Source organism: Streptomyces sp. NPDC047886, from assembly GCF_043204435.1.
In the GTDB taxonomy this organism is placed as follows: Bacteria; Actinomycetota; Actinomycetes; order Streptomycetales; family Streptomycetaceae; genus Streptomyces.
In genome coordinates, this window is sequence record NZ_JBIDCF010000001.1 from 229,220 (window position 1) to 255,219 (window position 26,000).

Consider the following 26,000-nt stretch of genomic DNA (forward strand, 5'->3'; position numbering starts at 1 on the left):
ACGACGGGTCCGGTCGTCCCGCGTCCGGGGAGACGGGGAATGACATGACCTCATCAAGGCGTGCCCGTGATTATCCGGAGGCGGTCACAGGCGCCACAAGCCCCGCTTTTCGGCCACGCGCGTCCGCTGAGCGGAGGCCCTGCGGCCCGGGACCCGACGGCGGACCGGGGCCGGCCGTACATTTGAAGGAGGGTCCGGTCGGGTTCGTACATGGGGGTACGCGACGTGGCGAACGGCAGCGGCGGCGGACGGGGCGGTGCCGGACGCCCTGGCGGCGGACGCCTTGGCGGCGGAGGCGGTGGCGAGGTGGCGCACGGCTATCCGCACCTCGACACCGTGCGGGCGTCGATCACGGCGCTGTACCGCCGGATCTCGTACGAGGGGCTGTACGCGTACGCCACGAGCGTCCCGCCCGCCGACGTCGCCTTCGCCGACACCGACGACCTGCATCTGGGCGCCCAGCGGGTGGCCCACGCCCTGGTGCGGCAGCTACGGCTGCCGGAGGCGCGGATGATCGTGAGCTTCCGCGAGATGGAGCACGCGGCGAGCGTCGAACTGACGGCGGGGCCCGAGTACTTCATCGAGCTGAACGACCGGTTCCGGACACATCGCAGGGACATCGGGGCGGCGCTCGCCCATGAGATCACCCATGTGCTGCTGCACCGGCTGGGCCTGGGGTTTCCGGGAACCCGGGACAACGAGATCCTGACCGACACCGCGACAACGTATCTCGGGGCGGGCTGGCTTCTGCTGGACGCGTACCGGGAGGACGGCGTGTCGAGCCAGAAGCTGGGCTATCTGACACCGGAGGAGTTCGGCTACGTCCTCCACAAGCGGGCACTGGTGTTCGGCGAGGACCCGTCGCCGTGGTTCACCAGCCCGCAGGCCTACACGGCGTACGAGCGCGGCCGGGAACAGGCGCTGCGGGACGGGCGCAGGCCACCGCTGTCGGCCGCGGGGTGGGCGGGCCGCCACCGGTACACCAAGGACCGCCGCCACGCGCACGACCACGGAGAGGCGGGCGCGGCAGGCGCCGGGGCGTCGGGACCGGGGACTTCGGGATCCGGGACGGCGGGACCGGGAACGGCGGGTCCCGGGACGGCGGGACCCGGGTACGCCTTCGAGGGCGGCGGCGGGGCGGCCCTGCGGGTGTCGTTCCCGTGCCCCACATGTCAGCAGCGCATCCGGGTCCCGGTCCGGGGCAGGGTGCGGGCGCGCTGCGGGCTGTGCCGGACGGTGCTGGAGTGCGACACATAGGCATCAGGTGCTGACGACCAGAACGATGCCGTTTGCGGCTACTTGTTTGCCTTTGGGAGGCGGGCAGGCCAAGGTCGGATCATGACCATGGTGCCCGCAGAGGTTCACGACGATCTGTTCGAAGCGGTGTACGGCGGTGACGAGGACGCCGTCGTACGGCTGATGCGGTCGGGGGCCCCGGCCGAGGCGACCAGCGAGGACGGTACGACCGCCCTGTACGCGGCCGCCGTGTGCGACCACCCGGGCATCGCGCGGCTGCTGCTCGCCGCCGGTGCGGACCCCGACCGGGGCAGCGGGGAGACCGGGGGCGACCTGCCGCTGTGCGGCGCCGCGTGCGGCGGGCACACCGGGGTGGTGCGGGCGCTGCTCGCGGCGGGGGCGTGGCCGGACAGGCGCGAGGAGTTCGGGTTCACGGCGATGGCGTGGGCGGTACGGCACGGGTTCACGGACATCGTGCGGGTGCTGCTGGAGCACGGCGCCGACCCGGGCATGCCGGCCCCGCACACCGGTGACGGCGGCGCGGGGGACCTGCCGCTGGTCGCGGCCGCGCGGCGCGGTTCCGCGTCACTGGTGCGGACGCTCCTGGGGTACGGCGCGCCCGGCCGGGAGCAGGCGCTGCGGGAGGCCCGGCGGTGGCTGGACTCGGACGTGGAGCGGGTGCTGCGGGACCAGTTGGAGGAGATGTACGGCGACGGCGCCGAGACCGTGGTGCGCCGCGTCCCCGAGGACGGCGGGGTGACCGTCGTGGTGGAGGTGGTGCGGGACGACGGGACGGGGGCGGGCCAGGAGCAGCAGACCGCGCACGCGGCGATCGCGACGCTCCTGGAGGCCGCGCTCGGCGAGCGCACCCCGCCCGACGAGCTGGCTGCCAGGGCGCTGCGCTGCGGCGCCCCCGAACAGGACGACTGGACGGAGGCCGTGGCGGTGCTGCGCCGGCGCGGCGACGAGGAGACGTTCGACGCGGCGGTGTCGTGGTGCGCGTCCGACGACGTACTGCGCCAGGCGCTGGGAGCTGACGTGCTGGCCGGCTTCGCCACCCGGGACACGGGCTCGGAGGCGGGCTGGGACGTGGGCCCGGGGGCAGGCTTGGAGGTGGGCTCGGACGTGGGTGTGGAGGCAGGCTTGGACGTGGGCCCGGAGGCGCGTTCGGGTTCGGGCCCTGGCCCGAGCCCGGCGGAGGAGGCCGGTGCTGCCGCGTCCGTAGCCGGTGCCGGTGGCGGTGCCGGTGTCGGTGCAGGCGCCGGGGCCGGGGGCGGTGCAGGCGCCAGGGCCGGTGGCGGTGCAGGGGCCGGTGGCGATGGCGGTGCCGGGGCCGGTGGCGATGGCGGTGGTGGTGGCGCGGTGCCGGGCGGGGCGGGCGGGGCGTTCTCTGCGCGGGTGCTGCCCGTGCTGCGGGAGCTGGCGCGGGAGGCGGTGGCCGCCGAGCTGCTGGTACCCGTGCTGGCCGGGCTCGGCGCGCACGGCGACCCGGCGGCGGCGCCCGACGTGCTGCGGCACGCCGCGCACCCGGACCCGGCGGTGCGGTGTGCCGTCGCCGCCGCGCTGGGCCGCCTGGCACGGGCGGGCGGCAGCGGCGCGCCCGGCGCACGCGGACAGGGCCGGGCGGCCGGGGACGCCGTCGGGGCGCTGGTGACGCTGACCGGCGACGGGGAGGCGGCGGTGCGGGAGCGGGCCACGCGGGCGCTGGCCGGGGCACCGGAGGACTCCCCCGCTGTGCGTGAGGCGCTGGCCGCGCGGCTGACCGACCAGGACCCGGTGGCGGCCGCCGAGGCGGCGCGGGGCCTGGCGACCCGTCAGGACGACCGCGCGGTGGCGGCGCTGGGCCGGATCCTGATGCACGAGGACCCGGAAGGCGCGGCGTACCGCATCGCGCGGGCAGCGGTTGAGGTCGTCCACGACGACCGGACGCGGCGCCGTCTGGAGCACACGTTCCCGCGCCGCCGCTGACGTGACGGCGACCGGCCGACGGCGGGACCGGTCGTTCATGTCCGGGCTCCGTAGACCGGGAGTGGGGGGTCGGCGCGGGTGAGGAGGCGGCGGGTGGTGGCGCCGGCCTCGGCGGGGGTGAGGCGGGCGCCCTTGTCGGCGGTGGGGCCGGGGCGCCAGCCGTCCATGACGGTGATCCGGCCCGCTTCCGCCTCGAAGACGCGGCCCGTCACGCCGGTGCTCGCGGGGGAGCCGAGCCAGACGACCAGCGGCGAGACGTTCTCGGGGGCCATGGCGTCGAACGCGCCGGGGTCGTCGGGGGCGGCCATGACGGGGGCGAAGGTCTGCTCGGTCATACGGGTGCGGGCGGCCGGGGCGAGGGCGTTGACGTTGACGCCGTACGGCGCGAGTTCGGCGGCGGCGACGAGGGTGAGGGCGACGACGCCGGCCTTGGCCGCCGCGTAGTTGGCCTGTCCGACGCTGCCGAGGAGACCCGCGCCCGAGCTGGTGTTGACGACGCGGGCCTCGGTGGTGCGGCCCGCCTTGGCCTCGGCCCGCCAGTGGGCGGCGGCGTGCCTGAGGGGCAGGAAGTGGCCGGTGAGGTGGACGCGCAGGACGGCGTCCCAGTCGTCGTCGCCGAGGTTGACGAGCATCCGGTCGCGCAGGAAGCCCGCGTTGTTGACGAGGGTGTCGAGGCGCCCGTAGGTGTCGAGGGCGGTGGCGACGAGGGACGCGGCGCCCTCGGCGGTGGCGATGTCCCCGGTGTGGGCTACCGCCCGGCCGCCGGCGGCGCGGATCTCGTCGACGACCCGGTGGGCGTGGCTGTCCGCGGTGGACGGTGTGCCGTCCAGGGCGACGCCGAGGTCGTTGACGACCACGCGGGCTCCCTCGGCGGCGAACGCCAGCGCGTGGGCGCGGCCCAGGCCCCGCCCGGCGCCGGTGACGGCGACCACGCGGTCCGTGCAGATGCCGGTCATGTCAGGACTCCTTGGCGGCCGTCGAAGCGTTCAGGTAGGCGGGCCGTTCGCCGCCGCCGTGCACCAGCAGCTGCGCCCCGGTGATGTGGGCGGCGCGGTCCGAGGTGAGGAAGACGGCCGCTTCTCCGATGTCGGAGGGGGTGGCGAGCCGGCCCAGGGGGACGGTGCGGGCGACGGCCGCGACACCGTCGGCGTCTCCGTAGTGCGCGGCGGCCGACTCGGTGGCGACCAGGCCGGGTACGAGGGTGTTGACCCGTACATCGGGCGCCCATTCGACGGCCATCGAGCGGGCCAGGTTCTCCAGGCCGGCCTTGGCCGCCCCGTACGCGGCCGTGCCCGGTGACGGCCGGGTGCCGCTGACGCTGCCGATCATCACGACGCTGCCGCCGCCCCGGGCCCGCAGGAACGGGTGGGCGGCGAGGGAGGCGGCGAGCGGGGCGAGCAGGTTCAGCTCCAGGACGCGCGCGTGGCGGGCGGCGTTCCCGTCGGCGAGCGGGCGGTGCGGTGTGCCGCCCGCGTTGTTCACGAGGATGTCGAGGCGGCCGCGGGCGTGCGCCGTGGCGGCGAAGAAGGTGTCGACGGCGGCGTGGTCGCGCAGGTCGAGGGGGGTGAACTCGGCGGTGCGGCCCGCCGCCTGGACCGGGGCGTCCGGTGGTCTGCGGGCGCAGATCACGACGTGCGCGCCGGCGGTGAGCAGCGCGCGGGCGATGCCGGCTCCGACGCCGCGTGTGCCGCCGGTGACGACGGCGACCCTCCCGTCGAGCTCCATCGGCTGCTACCTTCCTTCCGAATGGGTGCCTAACAAACGTTTGGTGGAAAGGTAGCCGCTCATGGGAGTCCGCACCACCGCCGGGCCTGAAGGCGTCGCCGTCGTCACCGTCGACTTCCCGCCCGTCAACGCGCTGCCCGTGAGCGGCTGGTACGCGCTCGCCGACGCGGTCCGCGCCGCCGGGCGCGACCCGGCCGTGCGCTGCGTCGTCCTCACGGCGGCGGGCCGGGGCTTCAACGCGGGCGTCGACATCAAGGAGCTCCAGCGTGACGCCGGGCACGGGGCGCTGCTCGGCGCCAACCACGGCTGCGCGGAGGCGTTCTCGGCGGTGTACGCGTGCGAGGTCCCCGTCGTCGCGGCCGTGCGGGGGTTCTGCCTGGGCGGCGGCATCGGACTCGTCGGCAACGCCGACGCGATCGTCGCGTCCGACGACGCCGTGTTCGGGCTGCCCGAACTGGACCGTGGCGCGCTCGGCGCGGCCACGCATCTGGCCCGGCTGGTCCCCCAGCATCTGATGCGCGCCCTGTACTACACCTCCCGTACGGTCACCGCCGCCGAACTCCACGCCCACGGCTCCGTCTGGCGGGTGGTGGGCCGCGACGAGCTGGCGGACGCGGCGGCCGGGCTGGCCCGCGAGATCGCCCGCAAGGACGGGACGCTGCTGCGGCTCGCCAAGGCGGCCATCAACGGCATCGACCCCGTGGACGTACACCGCAGTTACCGCTTCGAGCAGGGGTTCACCTTCGAGGCGAACCTCGGCGGGGTCGCCGGCCGGGTGCGGGACGCCTTCGGGACGGGCGAGCGGGCCACCTCCGGTGCGGGACAGGGCCGGGGCCGGGGACAGGACCAGGGACACGGCCGGGGAGAGGAAGGGGGCGCGGGATGACGGACAAGGTCATGTCCCTGGACGACGTCGTGTCCCGGCTGCGCAGCGGCATGACCGTCGGCATCGGCGGCTGGGGGTCGCGCCGGAAGCCGATGGCCCTGGTCCGGGCGCTGATCCGGTCGGCGATCACCGACCTCACGGTGGTCTCGTACGGCGGACCCGACGTGGGCATGCTGGCCGCCGCCGGCCGGATCCGCCGGCTCGTCGCACCGTTCGTGACACTGGACTCGATCCCGCTGGAGCCGCGTTTCCGCGCGGCCCGCGAGCGCGGCGCCCTCGCACTGACCGAGCTGGACGAGGCGATGTTCATGTGGGGCCTGCACGCCGCCGCGAACCGGCTCCCGTTCCTGCCGGTGCGGGCGGGGCTCGGCTCGGACGTCATGCGCGTCAACCCGGAGCTGCGCACGGTCCGTTCACCGTACGAGGACGGCGAGGAGTTCGTCGCCGCGCCCGCCCTGCGCATGGACGCGGCCCTCGTCCACCTGAACCTCGCCGACCGCCTCGGCAACGCCCGCTACCTCGGCCCCGACCCGTACTTCGACGACCTGTTCTGCCAGGCCGCCGATGCCGCGTACGTGTCGTGCGAGCGGATCGTGGAGACGGCGGAGCTGACGGGGGACGCCCCGCCGCAGTCGCTGCTGCTCTCCCGGCACACCGTGGCCGGGGTCGTCGAGGCACCGGGCGGCGCGCACTTCACCTCCTGCGCCCCCGACCACGGCCGGGACGAGGAGTTCCAGAAGTGGTACGCGGCCACGCCGTGGGACGAGTTCGCCGGACGGTTCCTGGTCGGTGAGGCGGACTATCAGGCGGCCGTCCGGGCCTTTCACGACGAGCGGGAGAAGGAGAAGAGGGAGCGGGGGCGGGGGCGGGGGCGGGGCCCGGACCTGGACCGGGAGAGGGAGAGGGAGAGGGAGAGGGAAGGGGGTGCGCGGGGGTGATCACACGGGCCGAGTACTGCGTGGTCGCCTGCGCCGAGGCATGGCGGGACGCCGGAGAGGTGCTGGCCGCCCCCATGGGGCTGATCCCGTCGATCGGCGCACGGCTGGCCAAGCACACCTTCTCCCCCGACCTGCTGCTCACCGACGGTGAGGCGACGCTCGTCGGCCTCGACGGCACGGTGGAGGGCTGGCTGCCGTACCGCGCGCATCTGGCGCTCGTCACCGGCGGACGGAGGCACGTGATGATGGGCGCGAGCCAGATCGACCGGTTCGGGAACCAGAACATCTCCTGTGTCGGGGACTGGGAACGGCCCGTCCGGCAGCTCATCGGGGTACGCGGCGCGCCGGTCAACACGCTGAACAATCCCACGAGTTACTGGGTGCCCCGGCACTCGCGGCGGGTGTTCGTCGAACGCGTCGACATGGTGTGCGGGGTCGGGTACGACCGGGTTCCGGCCGGTGCGCGGTTCCACCGGATCGTCCGGGTCGTCAGCGACCTCGGGGTGTTCGACTTCGCGACGCCGGACCACGTGATGCGGCCGGCCTCGCTGCACCCGGGTGTCACCCTGGACGAGGTCGCGGCCGCGACCGGGTTCCCGCTGGTGACCGGCGACGACGTCCCGTACACCCGCGAGCCGACCGCCGAGGAGCTCCGGCTGATCCGGGAGGTCATCGACCCGGAGGGCCGCCGGGACCGGGAGGTCGGGGTCCGATGAGGGACACGGCGCCCTCCGGCGCGGGTGCGGAACCGGGCCCCGGGCGGGCGGGCTCCGAATGGGACGGCTCCGGGCAGCCGAACCCCGGGCGGGCGGGCCCCGGGCGGGCGGGCTCCGGATGGGACGGGCCTCCCGGGCGTCCCCGCTCCGGGCAGCCGGACACCGGATGGGACGGCCCCGGCCAGCCGGGCCCCCGGCAGCCGACCCCCGGGCGGGACGGCCCCGGGCGGGACGGCCCCCGGCAGCCGGACACCGGGCGGGCGGAGCCGTCCTTGGAGACCGCGTTCACGCGGCTGACCGGGGTGCGGTACCCGATCGTGCAGACCGGCATGGGCTGGGTGTCCGGACCGCGCCTCGTGTCGGCGACCGCCCGCGCCGGGGCACTGGGCGTGCTCGCCTCCGCGACGATGACGCCCGGCCGGCTGCGGGAGGCGGTACGGGAGGTGAGGTCCCGGACGGACGCGCCGTTCGGCGTCAACCTGCGGGCCGACGCCTCCGACGCGCGGGAGCGGGTGCGGATCCTCGTGGAGGAGGGCGTGCGGGTGGCGTCGTTCGCGCTGGCGCCGTCCCGGGAGCTGATCGCCGAGCTGAAGGATGCGGGAGTCGTGGTCGTGCCGTCGGTCGGTGCGCGGCGCCACGCGGAGAAGGTGGTGGCGTGGGGTGCCGACGCGGTGATCGTGCAGGGCGGTGAGGGCGGCGGGCACACCGGTGAGGTGGCGACGAGCGTGCTGCTGCCGCAGGTGGTGGACGCGGTGTCCGTCCCGGTGGTCGCGGCCGGCGGGTTCCACGACGGGCGCGGGCTCGTCGCCGCGCTCGCGTACGGGGCGGCGGGCGTCGCGATGGGGACGCGGTTCCTGCTCACCTCCGACTCGACGGTGCCGGACGCGGTGAAGGCCGCCTACCTGGCGGCGGGCGTCAGGGACGTGACGGTGACCAGGGCCGTGGACGGGCTGCCGCACCGCGTGCTGCGTACGGATTTCGTGGCGGCGCTGGAGGGCGCGGGTCCGGCCGGGCGGGCGGCGGCGACGGCGCGGGCGGTGCGGCGAGCGGCCGGTTTCCGGCGGTTGTCGGGGCTGTCATGGCGGCGGATGGTGCGGGACGGGCTGGCGCTGAAGCGGGGCAAGGACCTGACGTGGAGCCAGGTGCTGCTGGCCGCGAACACGCCGATGCTGCTTCGGGCGGCCATGGTGGAGGGCCGTACGGACCTCGGCGTCATGGCGTCCGGGCAGGTGGCGGGCGTGATCGAGGACCTGCCGAGCTGCGAGGAGCTGGTGCGGCGCGTGATGTCCGAGGCGTGGCGGACGCTGGACTCCCTGCCCCGGCCCGGGGTCCGGTGACACGGAACGGTGACACGGAACGGTGACACGGCAGGGGACGGGGCGGGGCCCTCGGAGGCCGGTTCGGTCACAGCCGTTCGATGATGGTCACGTTGGCCTGGCCGCCGCCTTCGCACATGGTCTGGAGGCCGAACCGTCCTCCGGTGCGCTCCAGTTCATGGAGCAGGGTGGTCATCAGCCGGACGCCGGTCGCGCCCAGCGGGTGGCCGAGCGCGATGGCACCGCCGTTGACGTTCACCCGGGCGGGGTCGGCGCCGGTCTCCTTCAGCCAGGCGAGGACGACGGGGGCGAACGCCTCGTTGATCTCGACCAGGTCGATGTCGTCGATGGTCGTCCCGGTCTTCCTCAGCGCGTGCGCGGTGGCCGGTATGGGTGCCGACAGCATCCGGATCGGGTCCTCGCCGCGAGCCGACAGATGGTGGACGCGCGCCCGGGGGGTCAGCCCGTGCGCGGTCACGGCGCGCTCGCTCGCCAGCAGCATCGCGGCGGCGCCGTCCGAGACCTGGGACGAGCAGGCGGCGGTGATCGTGCCGCCGTCGAGGACGGGGCGCAGGGCTGCCATCCTGCCGAGGTCGGTGTCGCGGCGCGGCCCCTCGTCGGCGGTCACGTCCCCGTACGGGACGATCTCGCGGGCGAAGCGGCCCTCGTCGGTCGCCCTGATCGCCCGCTGGTGGGATGTGAGGGCGTATTCCTCCTGGTCGCGGCGGGTGATGCCCCAGTCCCGGGCGATCAGTTCGGCGCCGTGGAACTGGTTGACGGGCGCGTCGCCGTAGCGGGCGCGCCAGCCGTCGGAGCCGGCGAAGGGGCCGTCGGTCAGGCCGAGCGGGGCGCCCGCCTGCCGGGACGCGTACGCGATGGGGATCATCGTCATGTTCTGGACGCCGCCCGCCACGACGAGGTCCTGCGTGCCGGACAGGACGGCCTGCGCCGCGAAGTGGACGGCCTGCTGCGACGAGCCGCACTGCCGGTCGACGGTGACGCCCGGCACCTGTTCCGGGAGGCCGGCCGCGAGCCAGGCCGTACGGGCGATGTCACCGGCCTGCGGGCCGACCGTGTCCAGGCAGCCGAAGACGACGTCGTCGACGGCGGCCGGGTCGATGCCGGTCCGTTCGACCAGCGCCCTGAGGACATGGGCGCCCAGGTCGGCCGGGTGGACGGCGCCGAGTCCGCCTCCGCGCCGGCCGACCGGCGTGCGTACCGCTTCCACGATGTAGGCCTCGGCCATGTCGAACTCCTCGATCGGCTACGTGCGTACGGCGATGCCGTCCAGGACCATCGACAGGTACTGGCGGGCGATCTCCTCCGGGCTGTGCAGGCCCCCGGGGCGGTACCAGGAGGCGGCCACCCACACCGTGTCGCGGACGAACCGGTAGGTGAGGCGGACGTCGAGGTCGGCGCGGAACACCCGTTCGGCGACGCCTCTCTCCAGGGTGCCGAGCCAGGCCTTCTCGAACCTCTCCTGGGAGTCGGTGAGGTACCGGAAGCGGGGCAGGGCGGCCAGGTGCCGGGACTCCTTCTGGTAGATGGCGACGGCGGCGTGGTGCCGGTCGATCTCCCGGAAGGACTCGGTGACGAGCGCCTCGATGGTCTCCCTGGGGCCAAGACCGGCGGCGAGGACGGTGTCGTAGCCGGTCCACAGCTCGTCCAGGAAGGACGAGAGGATCTCGTCGACCATCGACTCCTTGGAGTCGAAGTGGTAGTAGAGGCTGCCGGCGAGCATGCCGGCGGCGTCCGCGATCCGGCGGACGGTGGTGGCGTTGTACCCCTGTGCCGCGAAGACCTCGGCGGCGGTGGAGAGGATCTCGGCACGCCGCTCCTGCTGCGCGGCGTCGATCGGGCGGGGCTTCTTCTGCGGGGTCCTGGGCTTGTTCGGCACGTGGTCCATTGTCGTCCTACGGGTGCTGGCTGCTGACCGAGACGGTCTCGCCTGTCATGTACGAGGCGTAGCCGCTGGCGAGGAAGACGATGACGTTGGCGACCTCCCAGGGCGCGGCGTACCGCCCGAACGCCTCCCGTCCGGTCAGCTCCTCCAGCAGCCGGGTGGAGGTGACCTTGGCGAGGTGCGGGTGCATGGCGAGGCTCGGCGCGACCGCGTTGACGCGTACCCCGTAGGCGGCGGCCTCGATCGCGGCGCAGCGGGTGAGGGCCATGACGCCCGCCTTGGCGGCCGCGTAGTGCGCCTGCCCGGCCTGGGCGCGCCAGCCGGTGACGGACGCGTTGTTGACGACGACGCCGCCGCCGCTCGGCCGGGTGTCCCTGAAGTGCCGCAGTGCCGCCCGCAGGCAGCGGAAGGTGCCGTTCAGGGTGACGTCGACGACCCGGTCCCACTGGTCGTCGGTCATGTCGGCGAGTGCGGCGGTGCCGCCGAGGCCGGCGTTGTTGACGACGATGTCGAGGCCGCCGTGGAGCCGTACCGCCGCCGCGAACAGGTCGTGGACCTGGGTGTCGTCGGTGACGTCGCAGGGGTGGGCGGTGACGGAGGCCGCTCCGAACTCGGCCGCGAGGTTCCGCTCGGTCTCGTTCAGGCGCCGGGTGTGGGCGTCGCTGACCAGCACCTGGGCGCCCTCCTCCAGGAGCCGGCGGGCGGTGGCGCCGCCGATGCCGGTGCCGGCGGCGGCGGTGACGACGGCGGTGCGTCCGGCCAGCAGGCCGTGTCCGGGGACGTACGGAGGCTCGACGCTGCTCATGGCCGTACGTTAACCTGCCAAACGCTTGTTAGGGAAGGTGGGCGGTATGGACCTTGCGCACACGACCGAGGAGAACGCCTTCCGGGCCGAGGCCCGCGCCTGGCTGGCCGCGCACGTGCCGGCGCGGCCGCTGCCGTCGCTGGAGACGGAGGACGGCTTCGCCGCGCACCGGGCGTGGGAGGCCGAACTGCACGCCGGCCGCTGGTCGGCGGTGTCCTGGCCCGAGCGGTACGGGGGCCGGGGTGCCGACACCTTCCGGTGGCTGGTCTTCGAGGAGGAGTACTGGGCGGCCGGCGCGCCCGGCCGGGTCTCGCAGAACGGCATCAGCCTCCTCGCGCCGACGCTCTTCGACCACGGCACGCCGGAGCAGCGGGACCGCGTCCTGCCCTCGATGGCGAGCGGTACGACGATCTGGGCGCAGGCATGGTCGGAACCGGAGGCCGGCTCGGACCTGGCGTCGCTGCGGTCGCGCGCGGTGCGCACCGAAGGCGGCTGGCTGCTGAACGGGCACAAGACCTGGTCGTCACGGGCCGCGTTCGCCGACCGCGCCTTCGGGATCTTCCGTACGGACCCGGCGGCGGCCCGGCCGCACGAGGGGCTGACGTATCTGATGTTCGGGCTGCGGGAGCCCGGTGTGACGGTACGGCCCGTCGGACGCCTGGACGGCAGGCCCGCCTTCGCCGAACTGTTCCTCGACGAGGTGTTCGTCCCGGACGAGGACGTGATCGGCGAGCCGGGGCAGGGCTGGCGCATCGCGATGTCGGCGACCGGCGCGGAGCGCGGGCTGACGCTGCGCTCCCCCGGGCGCTTCCTGGCGGCCGCCGACCGGCTCGTACGGCTGTGGCGCGAACGGGGCGAGGACCCGGCGCTGCGCGACCGGGTGGCGGACGCGGTGATCGGCGCCCGGGCGTACCGGCTGTACGCGCTGGCGGCCGCGTCGGGCGCGGCGTCCGGGGCGCCGCTCTCGCCGGGCGGCGCCAGCCTCAACAAGCTGTTCTGGTCCGAGCACGACATCAAGGTGCACGAGACGGCGCTGGAACTGCAGGGCGCGGAGGGGGAGATGGCGGACGGCCCGTGGGCGGAGGGGTACACGTTCGCGCTCGCCGGGCCGATCTACGCCGGTACGAACGAGATCCAGCGCGACATCGTCGCCGAGCGGCTGCTCGGCCTGCCGAAGGGCCGCCGCTGATGCGCTTCCACCCGACAACCGAGCAGCGGGACCTCAGCCGGACGCTGGACGCGATGCTGACGGCGGCGGACGCCCCGGCGGCGGCACGGGCGTGGGCGGCGGGGGACCCGGCGCCCGGCCGGGCCGTCTGGTCGCGGCTGGCCCGCGCGGGCCTCTTCGCGCTCGCGGTACCCGAACGGTACGGGGGGCTCGGCCCGCTCCCGGTCGAGATCGCCCTCGCGTGCGTGGCTGCCGGACGGCACGCGGTCCCCGGCCCCGTGGTGGAGACCCTCGCGGTGGCGGAACTGCTGACCCGTCTCGCCGCACTCGGCGACGAGGCCCCCGCGCAACGGCTGCTCCCCGGCATCGCGGCGGGCGAGGTGACGGCGACGCTCGCCATGCCGGAGTCGGGCGGGTACGCGCTGGACGCCGATGCCGCCGCTCTCCTGGTCGTCGTCCACGGCGACGAGCTGTGGTCGGCCCCCGGGCACGGCCCGGTGCGGGTCTCCGCCGACCCGGTGCGGCGGCTCGCCCGGCCGGCGGACGGCGGGGAACTGCTGGCCGCCGGGGAGCCGGTGGCGCGGGCGGCCGGGGACGCGGCGCGCCGGGCGGCGCTGGCGACGGCGGCGCAGTCGCTGGGCGTCGGGCGGGCGCTGCTGGACCGGACGGTGGCGTACGTGCGGCGGCGCAGCCAGTTCGGGGCGGCGATCGGCTCGTTCCAGGCGGTCAAGCACCGGCTGGCGGACACGCTGCTGGGCCTGGAGTTCGCCGGGCCGCTGCTGTACGGGGCGGCGCTGACGTCCCGTACGGCGGACGTCGCCGCCGCCAAGGCCGCGGCCGGCGACGCGGCGTACGCGGCGGCCCGCACCGCGCTCCAGCTGCACGGCGCGATCGGCTACACCGACGAGCCGGCCCTCGCGCTGTGGCTCCGCAAGGCGCGACCGCTGCGCGAGGCGTGGGGCGCGCCCGCGTGGTGCCGGGAGCAGGTGCTGCTCGACTCCCTGTGACACCGGGTCCGCCCCCGCTCTCGTCGTACCCGGGCCCCCGATTGCGCGTTGCGTCAAGAGCGGTGCGGGTATCAGTACGAGCGTCCCCCTCGGGCGTACCGTTGCACAGAGGGGAGGGGCGACGATGACGACAGCGCTTGCGCACAACGTACGGAAGCACCGGCGCCGCAGGGGATGGAGCCAGGAAGAACTGGCGCAGAACACCTGTCTGTCCATCCAGACCGTTCGGAAGATCGAGCAGGGCGGCGACGTACGTACAGACACCCTCCACCAGGTGGCTCGCGGGTTGGGCGTGACCACGGCCGAGCTGTTCGTAGCGGATTCCCCGGCCCCCGTGGTCGGTGACGAGGCATCCCGCCGGAACCTCGTGGAACTCCGCAAGGCCCTGATGCCGCCGGTCGGGCTGGAAGCTCCCGTGGTGCTCGCGGCGGAGCCGAGCGACCTTGCCGACCTGCACAGGCGCATCGAAGACGTGCACGCGCTCTACTGGGCTGACCGGTACGACTCTGTCGCGCGGCAACTTCCCGCGCTGCTCAGGGACACGGAAGCCACCGTGACGGCGGTCGAGGGCGACGAGGACAGACACGAGGCGGACAAGGCTCGAACCCACTCACTGCTGCTGGCCGGCAAGTACCTCACCCAGGTACGCCAGTACGACTTGGCCTATTACGCCCTCGCGGAGTCCATCCGGACAGCTCGGGAATCCGGGCAGCAGTCGGCCGCGGGCACAGGCATCGTGGGGATGTGCTGGCTGCTGCTACGGCAAGACAGGTTCGACGAAAGCGAAGCGCTCGCGCTGCGGACAGCCGAAGTCATGGAACCCCGCATGTCGTCGGCGAAGCCCGACGAACTAGCGATCTGGGGTGAACTGTGGTTGCGCGTGGCGTCCTCCACCGTGCGGAACAACCGGCCCGACGATGCCGCGTACGCCCGCCGGATGGCTGCGACAGCGGCAAGCGCCCTCGCTACCGAGCGCAACAGCTTCCCCCACCACTGGGGCGGGTTCGGTCCCGTCACAGCGGAGATGAAGGCCGTGGAAGACCTGGCGCTGGACGGCGACGCTCGCGGAGTACTGCGGCGGGCGGATGAAGGCGTACTCGGGAACAAGGCGTTGAAGGCTCTCGGCAAGCCCACCGCACCGAACTGGGGACGCCACCGGCTTGACGTGGCCAAAGCCCATGTCGCGCTGGGGTCGCACCAGGACGCGATGGCCGAGCTGGTGGGCCTCCGCGAGAGCAACGGGGCGTGGCTCCGTCACCAGCCGCTAGCGCGATACATCATGTCCGACGCACTCAGGTCACGTAAGCGCACGCTTACCCAAGAGATGCGCGACATGGCTTCCTACCTGGGGGTTTTCTGAGAACTACCACGGAGCGTGGTAGCCGGCCGATCGCACTCCGTGAACTACCGTGCTTTTGAGCTGGTCTGACTGCCCGTCACAGCCATACGGTCATGACTCGTCCCGCCTTCGGAGCATGGGAGACCAGGTCATGAACCGTAGCCCCGCCGACCGGCGGCGACGACGCGACCTGAACGACGCGTGCTCGGGCTTATGGCCCCAGCGGACTCAACCGGTCTCTTTCGAACAGCGCTGCGCGCCGCAAGCGCCGGCGCGAGCGCCCGATGCCGTCGGGAGTTGCTGTGAGGGAGCGCATCGAGTGGGCAGGCAGCCCCATGACCGTGCTGAGTACGTCGCCGACGAGTCCGCCGCCCGCACTGACTCGCTCTGGGGCAGGGGGCGGGCGCTACCTCCGGTCGGCTGCATGCGGGACGTTCGCAGCGGACCGGACCTGTAACGGCAGGGCAAGACGCGACAACAGGAGGAACACAGCATGCGCACCGCGACCACTACGTCCATCCCCTTCGGGGTACGGCATCTGGTCTCGCCGGCTCCGACGAACGGCGAGGCGCCTGTCATCACGTACAGCGAGTCGCTTCAGCTCAACGTCTCCGCCGAGGGCAACCCGTGGCACGCCCTCGCGGCCGAGCTGCCCGAGACGCAGACGGAGACCAGCAACGGCGACGGCAGCGCGCCGGGCTCCGACAGCGGGACCGACCTGTACTGACATGCGACCCATCCTCATCCTGACCGGCCGGGACGATCTCACGGCCGATGCGGTGGTTGAGGAGCTGGTGAAACGCGGTGAGCACGTCGTCAGGTATGACACTGCCGACTTCCCGACCGCTTCCCGTCTGGCCGTCTCCCTCACCGGGGACGGCTGGGCGGGGTCCCTCACCGGCTCCCGTACGGTCCGCCTGGAGTCCGTCAAGTCGGTGTGGTGGCGTCGCCCCAACGAGTTCCGGATCCCCGTCGACTGGCCCGGACACGCTCGCGCGCTCGCGGTCTCGGAAGCACGCTCAGGGCTGCTCGGCGTGCTCGGCTCATTGCCCGTCCGGTGGGTCAACCACCCCGCCGACGACGCGGCAGCGAACTACAAGCCGAGACAGCTTGCCGTTGCCGCGCGGTGCGGGCTGAACGTGCCCCGCTCGGTGATCACGTCGGACCCCGAGCATGCCCGTAGGTTCATGGGGGACGACACGGTTGTCTACAAGGGGCTCGGCGGTGGCGTACTGGGTCCTGGTGGGAAGCGTCAGTTCCTCCCCGTGGCGCTCGTCTCCGCAGACCAGGTGGACGACGGAGTGAGCGGCACTGCACATCTGTTCCAAGAACGCGTGGACAAGGCGTACGAGGTGCGCTTGACGGTGATCGGCAACCGCATGTTCCCCGTTGCCATCCACGCGGGCAGCGAAGCCGCACAGCTGGACTGGCGGACGGACTACCAGTCCCACACATACGAGGCCGTGGACATGCCCCCGGAGGTTGAACAGGGGGTCCGCCGGCTCATGGACGAACTCGGCCTGTTCTTCGGCGCGCTGGACTTCGCCGTCACACCGGACGGTCGTTGGGTGTTCTTCGAGGTGAACCCCAACGGTCAATGGCACTGGCTCGCTGTCAGGGCTGGTGTTCCGCTCGTTGAAGCCATGGCCGACGCCCTACAGGGAGAGACCAGATGACCAAAGCGCCCCCATGGACCGAAGCCGCCCACGCGCTTGCCGACAAGGTGACCGCAGACGCCCCCGCATGGCATGACGCCGTAAGCAACACCCCCCGTCACCGGCTCGTACCGCGCTGGTGGCAGCGCATTCCCGACAGTCCCACGCAGGAATGGGAGTTGGTGGACCTCACCGAGGACTCCCCCGAGCGGCTCCACGCCGCGTACTCAGACGAAACGCTCGTGACCCGCGTCGGTCCCACACACGCCGACCACGCCTCTCCCGGCGAGCACGGCACGGGCGACCCCACGTCGTCGTCCACCCTGCCGGGGCTCATCGTGTCCATGGCTCACCGCCTCGACGTCAAGCCCGGCCACAAGGTGTTGGACGTGGGCACGGGGTCCGGTTACTCCGCCGGTCTGTTCGCTCGCCGCTTCGGGGACGAGAACGTGACCAGCGTGGACGTGGACCCGTACCTGGTCGAGGCTGCCCGGACCCGTCTCGCCGAGTTCGGACGCTCACCGCGCGTGGAAGCCGTCGACGCGACCGGGGAACTCCCGGAGCCGGAATACGACCGCATCATGGCGACCGTTTCCGTGCGACCCGTCCCCGCGTCATGGCTCCGCACGCTCCGTCCCGGCGGTCGTCTCGTCACGACCATCGCTCACACCGCCCTACTGATCACGGCGGACATGGGCGCGGACGGCATGGCGCGAGGCAGCGTCCAGCCCGATCCGGCAACGTTCATGGAGACCCGGCAGGGTGCGGACTATCCGGCGAAGCTGAACGACGTGTTCGTGTCCGCCCGCGTGCGAGAGGGCGAGGACGTGCGGTCTCCGGACGGCCCGATTCCCGACCTGTGGCAGGAGTGGCCGCTTCGGTGGCTGTACGAGCTGGATACGCCCGGGGTCGAGACTCGCGCGGCAACGTACCCGGACGACGGTCGGCGTGTGGTGTGGCTGCTCGCCGCCGACGGGTCATGGGCACGCGCCGAGGATGGAACGGCGCCTCTGGTCCACCAGGGCGGCCCCCGCCGGCTCTGGGATGCACTGGAGCGCGTCCGCCGCAAGTGGGAGGAGAACAACCGGTTCTCTCTGCACTCGATGCGCGCGGAACTCTCGTCCGAGGGCAGCTGTCTCCTGTCCCCGGATGACTCCTGGAGCTTCCCGATCTGACGCGCTCGGCTCCCGCCCCCGGCCCGCCCGATCACGCGGTACAGCTACCCCCGGAGCGGTGGGGAGTGCCTCACCCTGCCCCGTCCGTGTCTGCCCCCGCGTGGCCGCGCCGACGCGTCACCGGAGCGCGACGGGGCAGTGTTCGGCAGTCCGGTCGCGGGTCACGGGTGGTCGATGCCGAACTCGTACGCCACTTCCCACCGGACATCCGGTACGGCGATGTCAGCCGTCTCGACTGGGCGGCCGTCGATGTCGTAGTAGGTCCGCTCGATCATGAGCAGCAGGTCCCCTGCGTGGATACGCAGGAGGTTCGCCTGCTCCTGGGTGGCGCGGCCGGGGCGAGGCAACTCGACGGCAGTCTCGATGATCACGCCGATGGAGCGCATCCGCTCCACCACGCCCATGCCGGCCAACGGCCCCATCTCCGGCAGCACGATCGGGGTGCCGTCGGTGATAGCCATGGGCTCCCAGGACTCGGAGAGCTGCACCGGCTGCTTGCCGGCCATGAACTCATACCGCGTCACGACGCAAAGGTCCCCGGGGTCGATCGCCAGGCGCTCCGCGATCAGCTGAGGCGCCGGGGCGCGGGCGGTGCTGTGAGCCTCCCACGTGCCTGCCTTCCCGTGCTCCCTCATGTCGGCACGGAAGCAGGAGGGGCGGCACCCGGTGAGTGCCGACCGCACGGCCACCGTGCGCATCAGGCGGTTCACGATCACGGAAGCGTGGGCGGAGACGGACCGCACGGGGAAGTCGGGGGCGTGCGTCATCGACGAACACGGCTTCTGCCACCCGGTGTACGTGTATGTGCGGCACCCCGGGCGGCCGCGAGTCGGCCCCGCCGTCTCCGCCATGTGCACGTGTTCCTGCCACATCGGCCGCTCCGTGCGGCGGCACGTGCTGACCCCGTAGACCGGTCACCTGCCTGCCGAGCAGCCCCGTACGCGCGGACGGCGGGCGCGGCGGGCGCGGGTGTCAGCCGGTCGCCGCTCGTTCGGCGGCGCTGCGCTCCACGCAGAACTCGTTGCCCTCGATGTCGGCGAGTACCGCCCAGCCGGTGCCGTCCGGGCGGCGCTGGTCGGAGACGAGCGTGGCACCGAGGGCGAGGATCCGCTCCACCTCCTCGTCCCGTCCCCGGTCCTGCGGCTGGAGGTCGAGGTGGAGGCGGTTCTTCACCGCCTTCTTCTCCGGGACGGCGATGAACAGCAGCGAGGCGCCCGGAGCGCGGACCGTCGCCTCGGGGTCGCCGGGGAGGTCGTCGTCGGCCAGGGGCGCGTCGAGGACGGCCGACCAGAACCGGGCCAGTTCGTAGGGGTCGGCGCAGTCGATCGTCACATGGTGCACGAGAGAGGTCATGGTGTCAGACTGCCAGCCGTCGGCCGCCTGGCCGAGCGGATTATTCCCCGGGCGCCGGCGGCGGCGAGCCAGGCCGGGAACTCGCCCAGCAGCCGGTCGTACAGCACCGCGTCCGGGACGCTCCGGGGATTCTCCCCGGCGTGGAAGAAGCCCGCGTTGTCGACGGGGCGTCTCGCGGGGACGGGCAGCTCGTCCAGTCGGCGCAGGAAGTCGAACTGGCGGCTGCGCGGGTCGCCGAAGCCGATGAACTGCCAGAAGATCGGCAGTCGGGCCGCCTTGCACACGTACTGCTCGGCGGCGGGCCTGCTGCTCGGGCCGCCGTCGGTCTGGAAGACGACGAAGGCCGGTTCGGTGGCGCCGCTGTCGAGGTAGTGGTCGATCACGGCGTCCATGGCCACGTGGTAGTTGGTCCTGCCCATGTGGCCGAGGTCCGCCACGATCCGCTCGATCCGGCCCTGGTGTCCGGCCAGGGTGATCTCGGTCTCGGCGTCGATGTCCGTGGAGAAGAACACGACCGGGACGCGCCCGTCGTCGTCGAGGTTGGCCGACAGGCCGAGCACGCGGTCGGCGAGCGCCTGGACGCTGCCGTCCCTGAAGTACGGCCGCATGGAACCCGAGTGGTCGACCACCAGGTAGACGGCGGCACGCCGGCCGCTCAGGCCGTGCTTGCGCAGGCTGACGGCGGCGCTCTTGTAGAGGCTGACCAGCGCGGGGGCGGTCTCCTCCAGTTTCTGGAGGCTGATGGCCATCCGTGACTCCTCTCCTCGCCGGGAGGTTACGCGGTCGCCGAGACCCGGCCGCTCGGCGGCCCCGGCGGCCCCCGGCTTCCTTGGCGGCCCCGCCGGCCCCGCCGTCACAGCTCCTCGGCCAGCGGCATCCGCCGCACGCCCGGCAGGAACGCGTCCAGTTCGCCCGGCGTGAACCGGGACATGCCGACGACGTGCCAGAATTCGCCCGCCACATCGCCCTCGTACTTGTAGCCGCCGTCCGGGGTGAGTGCCGCCCAGCCGCCCGGGACGCCGATGAGGGTGGCACGCCGGGACGGCGCCCCGCCGTCGGCGGGCAGGTTCCACAGCCGTACGGTGCCGTCCTCGCCGCCGCTGGCGAGCGCGGTGCCGTCGGGGCTGAAGGCGACGGAGAGGATCCGCCCCGTGTGGCCGGTGAGTTCGGCGAGGCGGGCGCCGGTGTCGGCGTTCCACAGGGTGACGCTGCGGTTGTCCCCGGCGGCGGCGACCACCGGGCGGGTCGGGTGCGCGGCGACCGTCCAGAACTTGCCGCCGGACCCGCGCAGCCGCAGCCGGGGTTCGCCGTCGCGCCAGACGATGGCGGTGCCGTCCCAGGAGGCACTGGCGAGCCAGGCGTCCCCGGGGCCGAAGGCGACGCCGTACACGCGGTCCTCGTGGGCGCGGAGTTCGGCCGTCAGACGGCCCGCGCGGGCCTCCCAGATCCGTACGGCGCTGTCGTCGCAGCCGGTGGCGAGGATGTCGCTGTCGGCGCGGAACGCGATGGAGCGTACCCGCCCCCGGTGCCGGTCGAGGGTGGCGACGCGGGCGCCGGTGGAGCGGTACCAGAGGCAGACGGTGTCGTCGTCGTTGGCGGTGGCCAGCAGGTCGCCCGCGGTGTTGAACGCCTCGGCCCAGATGTGTTCGGTCTCGGCGTCCATCTCGCGCAGGAACTCGCCGCTGTGCTGGTTCCACAGGTAGACGCCGCCGTCGCTGCTCGCGGTGCCCAGGACGGGCCTGGCCCGGCTGAAGGCGGCGGAGACCAGCCGGTCGCCCCGGCCGGTGAGTTCATGGGTGCGGCAGCCGGTGCGGGTGTCCCACAGGCGTACGGCGCCGTCGCTGCCGCAGGTGGCCAGGTGGGCGCCGTCGGAGCTGAAGGCGACGCCGGAGACGCGTCGGCCGTGGCCGCGCAGGATGCGCTTGCCCTGGCCGGTGGCGGCCTCCCAGACCTGCGCGCCGCCGTCGTTGCCGACGCTGAGGAGCTGGCTCTCGTACGGGTGGAACGCGCAGGCCCAGGCCGAGCCCCGGTGCGGGGACGGCTGGCGTTCGTGGAGCGTGACGACATGGCCGCCCCGCGCGGTGCCGGTGACGTTCCACAGCCGGACGGTGCCGTCGCTGTCGCAGGCGGCGAGGAGCGTGCCGTCGGGATGGAAGCCGACCTGGTAGAGGCCGCCGGGGCAGCGTTCCAGAGTGCCGAGCGCGGTGCCCACGGCGGGGTCCCAGAGGCGGACCTGCCCGTCGGTGCAGCCGCTGACGAGGAGCCGCCCCGAGGGGTGGAAGTCCAGGGTGTAGACGCGTCCGGTGTGGCCGGTGAACTCCTGGGGCGGCCGGTCGTCGCCGGCCTGCCAGATCCGTACGGTGCCGCCCCGGCCCGTGCCCCGGTCGGCGGTGGCGATGAGGGTGCCGTCGGGGCTGTACCTGACCCGGTAGACGGCGCCCCGGTGGCCGGGGAGTTCCCGTTCGCAGACGCCGGTGCCGAGGTCCCAGACGCGGACGTCGGCGGCGGCGTCGCCGGTGACGAGCCGGGTGCCGTCGGGGCTGAACACGGCCGTGTACACGGGGGCGAGGTGGCCGGGCAGCCGGTGGACGGGCTCGCCGGTGGCGACGTCCCAGACGGTGACGAGTCCCTCGGCGTCGCCGGTGGCGACACGGGTGCCGGTGTGGTCGAGGACGACGGGCCACACGCCGTCGGGGTGGACGTCGAGCCGGTGGCGGCACGCGCCGGACACCGGGTCCCACAGCCGTACGACACCGTCGGAGCCGCCGGTGGCGATGACACCGGGCGCGGACTTCACGGCGTACACGCGGCCGCCGTGCCCCTGGAGGGTGCGCAGGGCGCGGCCCGTGTCGGGGGCGCACACGAGGATGCCGCCGTCCTCGCTGCCGACGAGGAGGAGTTCCCCGTCGGGGCTGTAGGCGACGGGTTCGGGCAGTCGGCTGGTGCGCACGCCGTAGCCGTAGGGCACGCCGACGGATGACGGGCGGAACCCGGCGTCGACGGGCAGCCCGGGGGCCACGGCCGCGGTGCGCAGTTCGGGGGCCGCGCGGGTGGTGTCGTCCATGACCGGGTCGATGAGGGCGGCGCGGTACCAGCGGCTGCCGGTGAGGGTGGCGCCGCGCAGGTCGGTGCGGGTGAGGCGGGCGCGGCGCAGGTCCGCGTCGGTGAGGTCGGCGCCGCGCAGGTCGGCCCGGTCGAGGCGGGCGCCGACGAGGCGGGCCCCGGTGAGACGGGCACCGGTGAGGTTGGCGCCGACGAGGCGGGTGTCGGTGAGGTCGGCTCCGGTCAGGTCGACGTCGGTGAAGTCCCGCTGGGAGAGGTCCTCGCCGGCGAGGCGGGCGCCGCGCAGGTCGGAGTGGGCGGGTACGCGCAGCCGGTCGCCGATGCGTACGGCGTTGGCGCGGGCGGCGTCGCCGCGGGCGGGGTGGCTGCCGTCGAGGGTGTCGCGGACCCAGTCGACGCACTTCTGGTGGTCGGCGAGGTCGCAGAGGAACTCGACGGCGAGCCTGCTCAGGGTGCGGACGCGGAGCAGTCCGTCCTGTCCCTCGCCGAGACGGCGGGCGGCCTCGCGGGCGATGAGCCACTCCACGACGGAGCCGTGGATGAAGTGGAACAGACCGTCGTCGGTGCGGACGAGGAGGCTGCCCGCGCCGATGGAGTGGCCGAGTTCCTGGGGTGAGCGGCCGACGCCGGGCGTGGCCGGGGAGCGGTCGGTGTCGGCGAGGCGGCTGAGGGTGTCGGCGACGGCGTCGGTGAGTTCGTCGTGGCGCAGGGCGGTGCGTCCGCTCTCCCACAGGCGCTGGGCGAGGGCGGTGACGGCCATCCACAGTTCGGCGACGGTGAGGCCGGGCGGGGAGCCGGGGCCCTTGCGTCCGCGTTCCTCCTCGTGCTGGAGCCAGGAGGTGAAGATGTCCTCGTACAGCCGGGCGGGGCTGAGCGCGCGGCCGGCTCCGGCGACGGCGCGCAGCCGGTCGGTGCCGAGCTGGGCGACGAAGGACAGCAGCCGGGGGTTGCGGCACAGGCCGACCAGGTCGGGGATGTTCCGCAGGAGCTGGAAGCGGCGGGCGGCGGCGTCCTCGTCGCCGTAGGTGCGTTCCAGGTAGGAGCGGATCTGCTCGGGGGTGAACCCCTCGACGGAGAGGATGCGCCGCTGGGGCAGCAGGCCGACGCGTTCGCCGAGGGCGGTGAGGACCTGTTCGTGGGACTTGAAGTGCTGGGTGCGGCTGCTGACGACGATCTTGGCGTTGTCGACGGCGGCGTCCAGGAGGACCTGGAGGTGGTCGGCGGCGCGGTCGTAGCTGACCCGGTTGACGAGTTCGTCGAAGCCGTCGAAGAGGAGGACGACCCGTCCCTGGGCGAGCATGTAGCGCAGGGCGCGCAGGTCGATGGTGTCGACGTGGTGGCCGGCGAGGTGCGCGGCGACCAGCCCTTCGAGGCTGTGGGCGCGGTCGAGGGCGTTCAGCGGGATGAACAGCGGGGTGAGGTGCGGGAGTTCGTCGGGGATGCGGCGGGCGAGCTCGCGCAGCGCGAACGTCTTGCCGTGCCCGAAGTCGCCGAGGAGCAGGACGAACCGGCCGTGGTCGGCCTCCAGGAGCTCCAGCAGGTCGTCGACCAGGTTGTCGTGTTCGGCGCCGTCGGGGCGGTCGGCGTCGCGGTAGCGCTGGGGGAGGTAGCGGACGGGGGCGTAGCTGTCGCTGGCGAGGAGCCGGCCGGTCTGGGCGGCGACGTAGCCGCGCAGGTCCAGCAGGCCCTGGAATTCGAGGAAGCTGCGGACGCGGATGCCGTGCCGGACGGCGCGCTCGCGCAGGGCCGTGTCGGGGGCGGGCCCGTCGTGGACGAGTTCGGCCTCGGTGCCGGGTCCCGCCGCGTGCAGCTGGGCGATGAACCGGTCGAGGTGGTCGGCGTCGGGGGTGCCGGAGTGGACGGCGATCCGGGACTGGCGTACGACGTCCTCTTCGCGCCAGGTGACCATGATCTGGGCCATGTCGCCCGCCGTGCGGCGCGGTACGTCGCGTAGCCGTACCCCGTCGCGGCGGGCCAGGCACACCTCTTTGACGCGTTCGGTGAGGGAGTCGTCGGGGGTGTCGAACGGGGTGCGCTCATGGACCGGGTCGGGGCCGGCCGCGGTCACCGGGCGGTCCGCGGCGGGGAAGATACGGGCGGCGCGGCGCCAGGTCCCGGGGAACGTCTCGGCTCCTGTGCGGCCCCGGTCGTACCAGCGGGTGAGGCCGTCGGCGCCGACCCGCAGCAGCTGGAAGCGGGCCGGGGCGGCCGCGCCGAGTACGGGCAGCCCGGATGCCGGGTCGGCGCCGGTGCCGGTGAGGCGCGTGTGGCTGGGGACGGAGCCGGTGGAGCGGGGGCCGCCGGTGGGGCCGTGCAGCAGCAGGTGCAGGCGTGGGCCGGCGAGTTCGGTGAGGGTGCCGGTGTCCTCCAGGGCGCCGGGCCCGCCCAGCGCGTCACCGGGCCGGGTGCCCGCGGTGAGCGGGTGGCGCAGGACGCCGACGCGGAACCAGCCCTCGTCCTCGTACGGGCGGAGCGCCTCGGCGAACCAGGCGGCCTGGTCGCGGCCGATGTGCCCGTACTGGTCCTCCAGGCGGTGGCTGTAGGCGATGGAGGAGTTGAACCCGGCGATGACGGTGTTCAGCTCGGGCACCGGGAAGAGCGTCCAGGGCTGGTCGCTGTCGAAGACGGTGTCGAGGCCGTGGTAGAAGCCGCGGAACAGCCGGGTGTAGTGGCGCCACTTCGGCCAGTACGGCGGCTGCGGCGCCACCTCGTCGGCCTCGCAGGTGTGGAAGTAGGCGCGGCACGCGGCGTGGTTGACGTCCTGGGCGCCGGGGACCACGACGACGCGCTGCGGCGGCAGGTCGAGCTGGGCGCGCAGCGAGGTGAGGAAGCTGAGGGCCTGGTCGCATTCGCGGGGGCTGCCGGACGCGGTGAGGTCGCCGGAGACGACGAGCAGGTCGGGGGCGGGGGCGCCGTTGTTGCGCAGGACGATGAGCTCGCCGCGCAGCTCGCGGACGAGGGCGTCGGGTTCGCGGCCGCGCCCGAAGTCGGGGCCCGCGAGGTGGAGGACGGTGAGGGCGTCCTGTCGGGCGGCGGCCGTCGGGCCCTGCGGGTAGTGGGGCGCCCGCGTGGGCCTTCGGCGGCCCGCCCGGCCGGCGCCGCCGAGCCAGCGCTGCGCCGGGAGGGTGGTCCCTGGTGTGACGGGGCGTCCGGTGGTACGGGCGGTGGCGGCGTCGCCGGGGTAGCCGGGGCGGCGGGCGGGCCGGGCGTGCCCGTCGATGGCCTGCTCGACACGGGTGAGGAGGAGGGCGCGGGCGGCGGCCGCGTCGGCGACGCCCACGAGGTCGACGTAGGTGATGGTGGCGAGGAGGCCCTCGACGGGGGTGTCGTCGACGCGGACGGTCAGCAGCCGCCGTTCGGGGCTCTCGGGGTCGGCGCGCAGGGCGGCCGTCCACTCCATCCGCCCGTACAGGGAGCGTTCGTAGTGCCGGGAGAGGACGGCGATGACGGCGGCGGACTCGCTGACGCCCCGGTGCATGAAGTCGATGAAGTTGCTGCCGGGGACGAAGTCCCAGGCCTGGACGACCGTACGGTACCCGGCTTCCTCAAGGGTCCAGGCGATCCACGAGGCCCAGGCCTCGTCGGCCGGCGAGTAGCTGATGAAGAAGTCCAACTCGGCCGCGTTGAGGTCAGGTTCGCCGTTCGACAGCGCGCGTCCAGGCATGTCATCCAGGTTAGGCGTGCGCCGGTGCGATGTCCGGCGGAAAATCTATGCTGATTTCCGTGACTTTCCTCAGACGCCTGCGG

At 73.7% G+C, this 26,000-nt stretch carries 21 protein-coding genes and 1 pseudogene; 13 read left to right on the top strand and 9 right to left on the bottom strand.

Annotation, left to right across the window (positions count from 1 at the left end; translation table 11 throughout):
• The first annotated feature begins 210 nt into the window (after window positions 1-210).
• Both ACGF5U_RS01035 and ACGF5U_RS01040 read left to right on the top strand, forming a co-directional pair.
• Window positions 211-1,257 (top strand): hypothetical protein, encoded by a 1,047-nt coding sequence (locus ACGF5U_RS01035; RefSeq protein WP_392714097.1) that lies wholly within the window; start codon window positions 211-213, stop codon window positions 1,255-1,257.
• Between the two features lie 81 nt (window positions 1,258-1,338).
• Window positions 1,339-3,204 (top strand): ankyrin repeat domain-containing protein, encoded by a 1,866-nt coding sequence (locus ACGF5U_RS01040; protein ID WP_392714096.1) that lies wholly within the window; start codon window positions 1,339-1,341, stop codon window positions 3,202-3,204.
• Between the two features lie 35 nt (window positions 3,205-3,239).
• On the opposite strand, the gene ACGF5U_RS01045 is transcribed toward ACGF5U_RS01040, so the two are convergent.
• On the bottom strand, window positions 3,240-4,160 hold the full coding sequence (locus ACGF5U_RS01045; protein WP_392714095.1) for an SDR family oxidoreductase: 921 nt from the start codon (window positions 4,158-4,160) through the stop codon (window positions 3,240-3,242).
• Window position 4,161: 1 nt separating this feature from the next.
• Entirely contained in the window at window positions 4,162-4,929 is a 768-nt protein-coding gene (locus ACGF5U_RS01050) for an SDR family oxidoreductase (RefSeq protein WP_392714093.1), read from the bottom strand.
• Between the two features lie 61 nt (window positions 4,930-4,990).
• On the opposite strand from ACGF5U_RS01050, the gene ACGF5U_RS01055 reads away from it, so the two are divergent.
• Genes ACGF5U_RS01055 through ACGF5U_RS01070 form a run of 4 tightly spaced genes read left to right on the top strand, consistent with a single transcriptional unit; the run spans window position 4,991 to window position 8,806 of the window.
• Window positions 4,991-5,815, top strand: coding sequence for an enoyl-CoA hydratase family protein (locus ACGF5U_RS01055; RefSeq protein WP_392714091.1), 825 nt, complete (start codon window positions 4,991-4,993; stop codon window positions 5,813-5,815).
• The gene (locus ACGF5U_RS01060) at window positions 5,812-6,753 is read left to right on the top strand and encodes a CoA transferase subunit A (protein WP_392714089.1); all 942 of its coding nucleotides are present in this window, start codon (window positions 5,812-5,814) and stop codon (window positions 6,751-6,753) included. Before ACGF5U_RS01055 ends, ACGF5U_RS01060 begins: the two co-directional genes overlap by 4 nt.
• A complete protein-coding gene (locus ACGF5U_RS01065; protein ID WP_392714088.1) occupies window positions 6,750-7,469 on the top strand; it encodes a CoA-transferase subunit beta in 720 nt (239 codons plus the stop codon). Before ACGF5U_RS01060 ends, ACGF5U_RS01065 begins: the two co-directional genes overlap by 4 nt.
• Window positions 7,466-8,806: a nitronate monooxygenase gene (locus tag ACGF5U_RS01070; RefSeq protein WP_392714086.1), complete on the top strand. Its 1,341-nt coding sequence runs from the start codon at window positions 7,466-7,468 to the stop codon at window positions 8,804-8,806. Before ACGF5U_RS01065 ends, ACGF5U_RS01070 begins: the two co-directional genes overlap by 4 nt.
• Before the next feature lie 67 nt (window positions 8,807-8,873).
• Here ACGF5U_RS01070 and ACGF5U_RS01075 read toward each other — a convergent pair whose 3' ends face one another.
• From ACGF5U_RS01075 to ACGF5U_RS01085, 3 genes are read right to left on the bottom strand one after another with little or no spacing between them, the layout of a single operon-like run.
• Window positions 8,874-10,031 carry an acetyl-CoA C-acetyltransferase gene (locus ACGF5U_RS01075; protein WP_392714084.1) on the bottom strand — a complete coding sequence of 386 codons (1,158 nt, stop codon included), beginning with the start codon at window positions 10,029-10,031 and terminating at the stop codon, window positions 8,874-8,876.
• An 18-nt stretch (window positions 10,032-10,049) separates the two neighbouring features.
• Window positions 10,050-10,682 carry a TetR/AcrR family transcriptional regulator gene (locus ACGF5U_RS01080; protein WP_392714082.1) on the bottom strand — a complete coding sequence of 211 codons (633 nt, stop codon included), beginning with the start codon at window positions 10,680-10,682 and terminating at the stop codon, window positions 10,050-10,052.
• A 16-nt stretch (window positions 10,683-10,698) separates the two neighbouring features.
• Entirely contained in the window at window positions 10,699-11,493 is a 795-nt protein-coding gene (locus ACGF5U_RS01085) for an SDR family oxidoreductase (protein WP_392714080.1), read from the bottom strand.
• Between the two features lie 46 nt (window positions 11,494-11,539).
• Between ACGF5U_RS01085 and ACGF5U_RS01090 the strand changes: the two genes are divergently transcribed.
• The 6 genes from ACGF5U_RS01090 (at window position 11,540) to ACGF5U_RS01115 (ending at window position 17,837) form a co-directional block, all read left to right on the top strand.
• Window positions 11,540-12,682 carry an acyl-CoA dehydrogenase family protein gene (locus ACGF5U_RS01090; RefSeq protein WP_392714078.1) on the top strand — a complete coding sequence of 381 codons (1,143 nt, stop codon included), beginning with the start codon at window positions 11,540-11,542 and terminating at the stop codon, window positions 12,680-12,682.
• Window positions 12,682-13,668 (top strand): acyl-CoA dehydrogenase family protein, encoded by a 987-nt coding sequence (locus ACGF5U_RS01095; RefSeq protein WP_392714076.1) that lies wholly within the window; start codon window positions 12,682-12,684, stop codon window positions 13,666-13,668. Before ACGF5U_RS01090 ends, ACGF5U_RS01095 begins: the two co-directional genes overlap by 1 nt.
• Window positions 13,669-13,792: 124 nt before the next feature.
• Entirely contained in the window at window positions 13,793-15,028 is a 1,236-nt protein-coding gene (locus ACGF5U_RS01100) for a helix-turn-helix domain-containing protein (protein ID WP_392714075.1), read from the top strand.
• A 472-nt stretch (window positions 15,029-15,500) separates the two neighbouring features.
• Window positions 15,501-15,734 carry a hypothetical protein gene (locus tag ACGF5U_RS01105; protein ID WP_392714073.1) on the top strand — a complete coding sequence of 78 codons (234 nt, stop codon included), beginning with the start codon at window positions 15,501-15,503 and terminating at the stop codon, window positions 15,732-15,734.
• Window position 15,735: 1 nt separating this feature from the next.
• Window positions 15,736-16,683: an ATP-grasp ribosomal peptide maturase gene (gene tgmB, locus ACGF5U_RS01110; protein ID WP_392714071.1), complete on the top strand. Its 948-nt coding sequence runs from the start codon at window positions 15,736-15,738 to the stop codon at window positions 16,681-16,683.
• A complete protein-coding gene (locus tag ACGF5U_RS01115; protein ID WP_392714070.1) occupies window positions 16,680-17,837 on the top strand; it encodes a methyltransferase domain-containing protein in 1,158 nt (385 codons plus the stop codon). Before tgmB ends, ACGF5U_RS01115 begins: the two co-directional genes overlap by 4 nt.
• Window positions 17,838-17,998: 161 nt before the next feature.
• Here the strand turns inward: ACGF5U_RS01115 and ACGF5U_RS01120 are convergent.
• Window positions 17,999-18,490, bottom strand: a pseudogene (locus tag ACGF5U_RS01120) (UTRA domain-containing protein); the annotation flags it as partial.
• A gap of 13 nt (window positions 18,491-18,503) precedes the next feature.
• On the opposite strand from ACGF5U_RS01120, the gene ACGF5U_RS01125 reads away from it, so the two are divergent.
• Complete coding sequence (locus ACGF5U_RS01125) at window positions 18,504-18,746, top strand: hypothetical protein (protein WP_392714426.1); 243 nt, start codon at window positions 18,504-18,506, stop codon at window positions 18,744-18,746.
• A gap of 63 nt (window positions 18,747-18,809) precedes the next feature.
• Here the strand turns inward: ACGF5U_RS01125 and ACGF5U_RS01130 are convergent, their stop codons facing one another.
• The 3 genes from ACGF5U_RS01130 to ACGF5U_RS01140 all read right to left on the bottom strand — a co-directional run bounded on the left by ACGF5U_RS01130 (window position 18,810) and on the right by ACGF5U_RS01140 (window position 25,917).
• On the bottom strand, window positions 18,810-19,190 hold the full coding sequence (locus tag ACGF5U_RS01130; RefSeq protein WP_392714068.1) for a VOC family protein: 381 nt from the start codon (window positions 19,188-19,190) through the stop codon (window positions 18,810-18,812).
• The gene (locus ACGF5U_RS01135; protein ID WP_392714066.1) at window positions 19,187-19,939 is read right to left on the bottom strand and encodes a vWA domain-containing protein; all 753 of its coding nucleotides are present in this window, start codon (window positions 19,937-19,939) and stop codon (window positions 19,187-19,189) included. The genes ACGF5U_RS01130 and ACGF5U_RS01135 overlap by 4 nt, the downstream gene beginning before the upstream one ends.
• 104 nt (window positions 19,940-20,043) lie before the next feature.
• Window positions 20,044-25,917 carry a TIR domain-containing protein gene (locus ACGF5U_RS01140; protein WP_392714064.1) on the bottom strand — a complete coding sequence of 1,958 codons (5,874 nt, stop codon included), beginning with the start codon at window positions 25,915-25,917 and terminating at the stop codon, window positions 20,044-20,046.
• Window positions 25,918-26,000 lie beyond the last annotated feature (83 nt).

Bases quoted from the DNA above. Each gene is read 5' to 3' on its own strand.
- ACGF5U_RS01035 (WP_392714097.1), top strand. From the start codon at position 211: ATGGGGGTACGCGACGTGGCGAACGGCAGCGGCGGCGGACGGGGCGGT.
- ACGF5U_RS01040 (WP_392714096.1), top strand. From the start codon at position 1,339: ATGACCATGGTGCCCGCAGAGGTTCACGACGATCTGTTCGAAGCGGTG.
- ACGF5U_RS01045 (WP_392714095.1), bottom strand. From the start codon at position 4,160: ATGACCGGCATCTGCACGGACCGCGTGGTCGCCGTCACCGGCGCCGGG.
- ACGF5U_RS01050 (WP_392714093.1), bottom strand. From the start codon at position 4,929: ATGGAGCTCGACGGGAGGGTCGCCGTCGTCACCGGCGGCACACGCGGC.
- ACGF5U_RS01055 (WP_392714091.1), top strand. From the start codon at position 4,991: ATGGGAGTCCGCACCACCGCCGGGCCTGAAGGCGTCGCCGTCGTCACC.
- ACGF5U_RS01060 (WP_392714089.1), top strand. From the start codon at position 5,812: ATGACGGACAAGGTCATGTCCCTGGACGACGTCGTGTCCCGGCTGCGC.
- ACGF5U_RS01070 (WP_392714086.1), top strand. From the start codon at position 7,466: ATGAGGGACACGGCGCCCTCCGGCGCGGGTGCGGAACCGGGCCCCGGG.
- ACGF5U_RS01075 (WP_392714084.1), bottom strand. From the start codon at position 10,031: ATGGCCGAGGCCTACATCGTGGAAGCGGTACGCACGCCGGTCGGCCGG.
- ACGF5U_RS01085 (WP_392714080.1), bottom strand. From the start codon at position 11,493: ATGAGCAGCGTCGAGCCTCCGTACGTCCCCGGACACGGCCTGCTGGCC.
- ACGF5U_RS01090 (WP_392714078.1), top strand. From the start codon at position 11,540: ATGGACCTTGCGCACACGACCGAGGAGAACGCCTTCCGGGCCGAGGCC.
- ACGF5U_RS01095 (WP_392714076.1), top strand. From the start codon at position 12,682: ATGCGCTTCCACCCGACAACCGAGCAGCGGGACCTCAGCCGGACGCTG.
- ACGF5U_RS01100 (WP_392714075.1), top strand. From the start codon at position 13,793: ATGACGACAGCGCTTGCGCACAACGTACGGAAGCACCGGCGCCGCAGG.
- ACGF5U_RS01105 (WP_392714073.1), top strand. From the start codon at position 15,501: ATGCGCACCGCGACCACTACGTCCATCCCCTTCGGGGTACGGCATCTG.
- tgmB (WP_392714071.1), top strand. From the start codon at position 15,736: ATGCGACCCATCCTCATCCTGACCGGCCGGGACGATCTCACGGCCGAT.
- ACGF5U_RS01115 (WP_392714070.1), top strand. From the start codon at position 16,680: ATGACCAAAGCGCCCCCATGGACCGAAGCCGCCCACGCGCTTGCCGAC.
- ACGF5U_RS01130 (WP_392714068.1), bottom strand. From the start codon at position 19,190: ATGACCTCTCTCGTGCACCATGTGACGATCGACTGCGCCGACCCCTAC.
- ACGF5U_RS01135 (WP_392714066.1), bottom strand. From the start codon at position 19,939: ATGGCCATCAGCCTCCAGAAACTGGAGGAGACCGCCCCCGCGCTGGTC.
- ACGF5U_RS01140 (WP_392714064.1), bottom strand. From the start codon at position 25,917: ATGCCTGGACGCGCGCTGTCGAACGGCGAACCTGACCTCAACGCGGCC.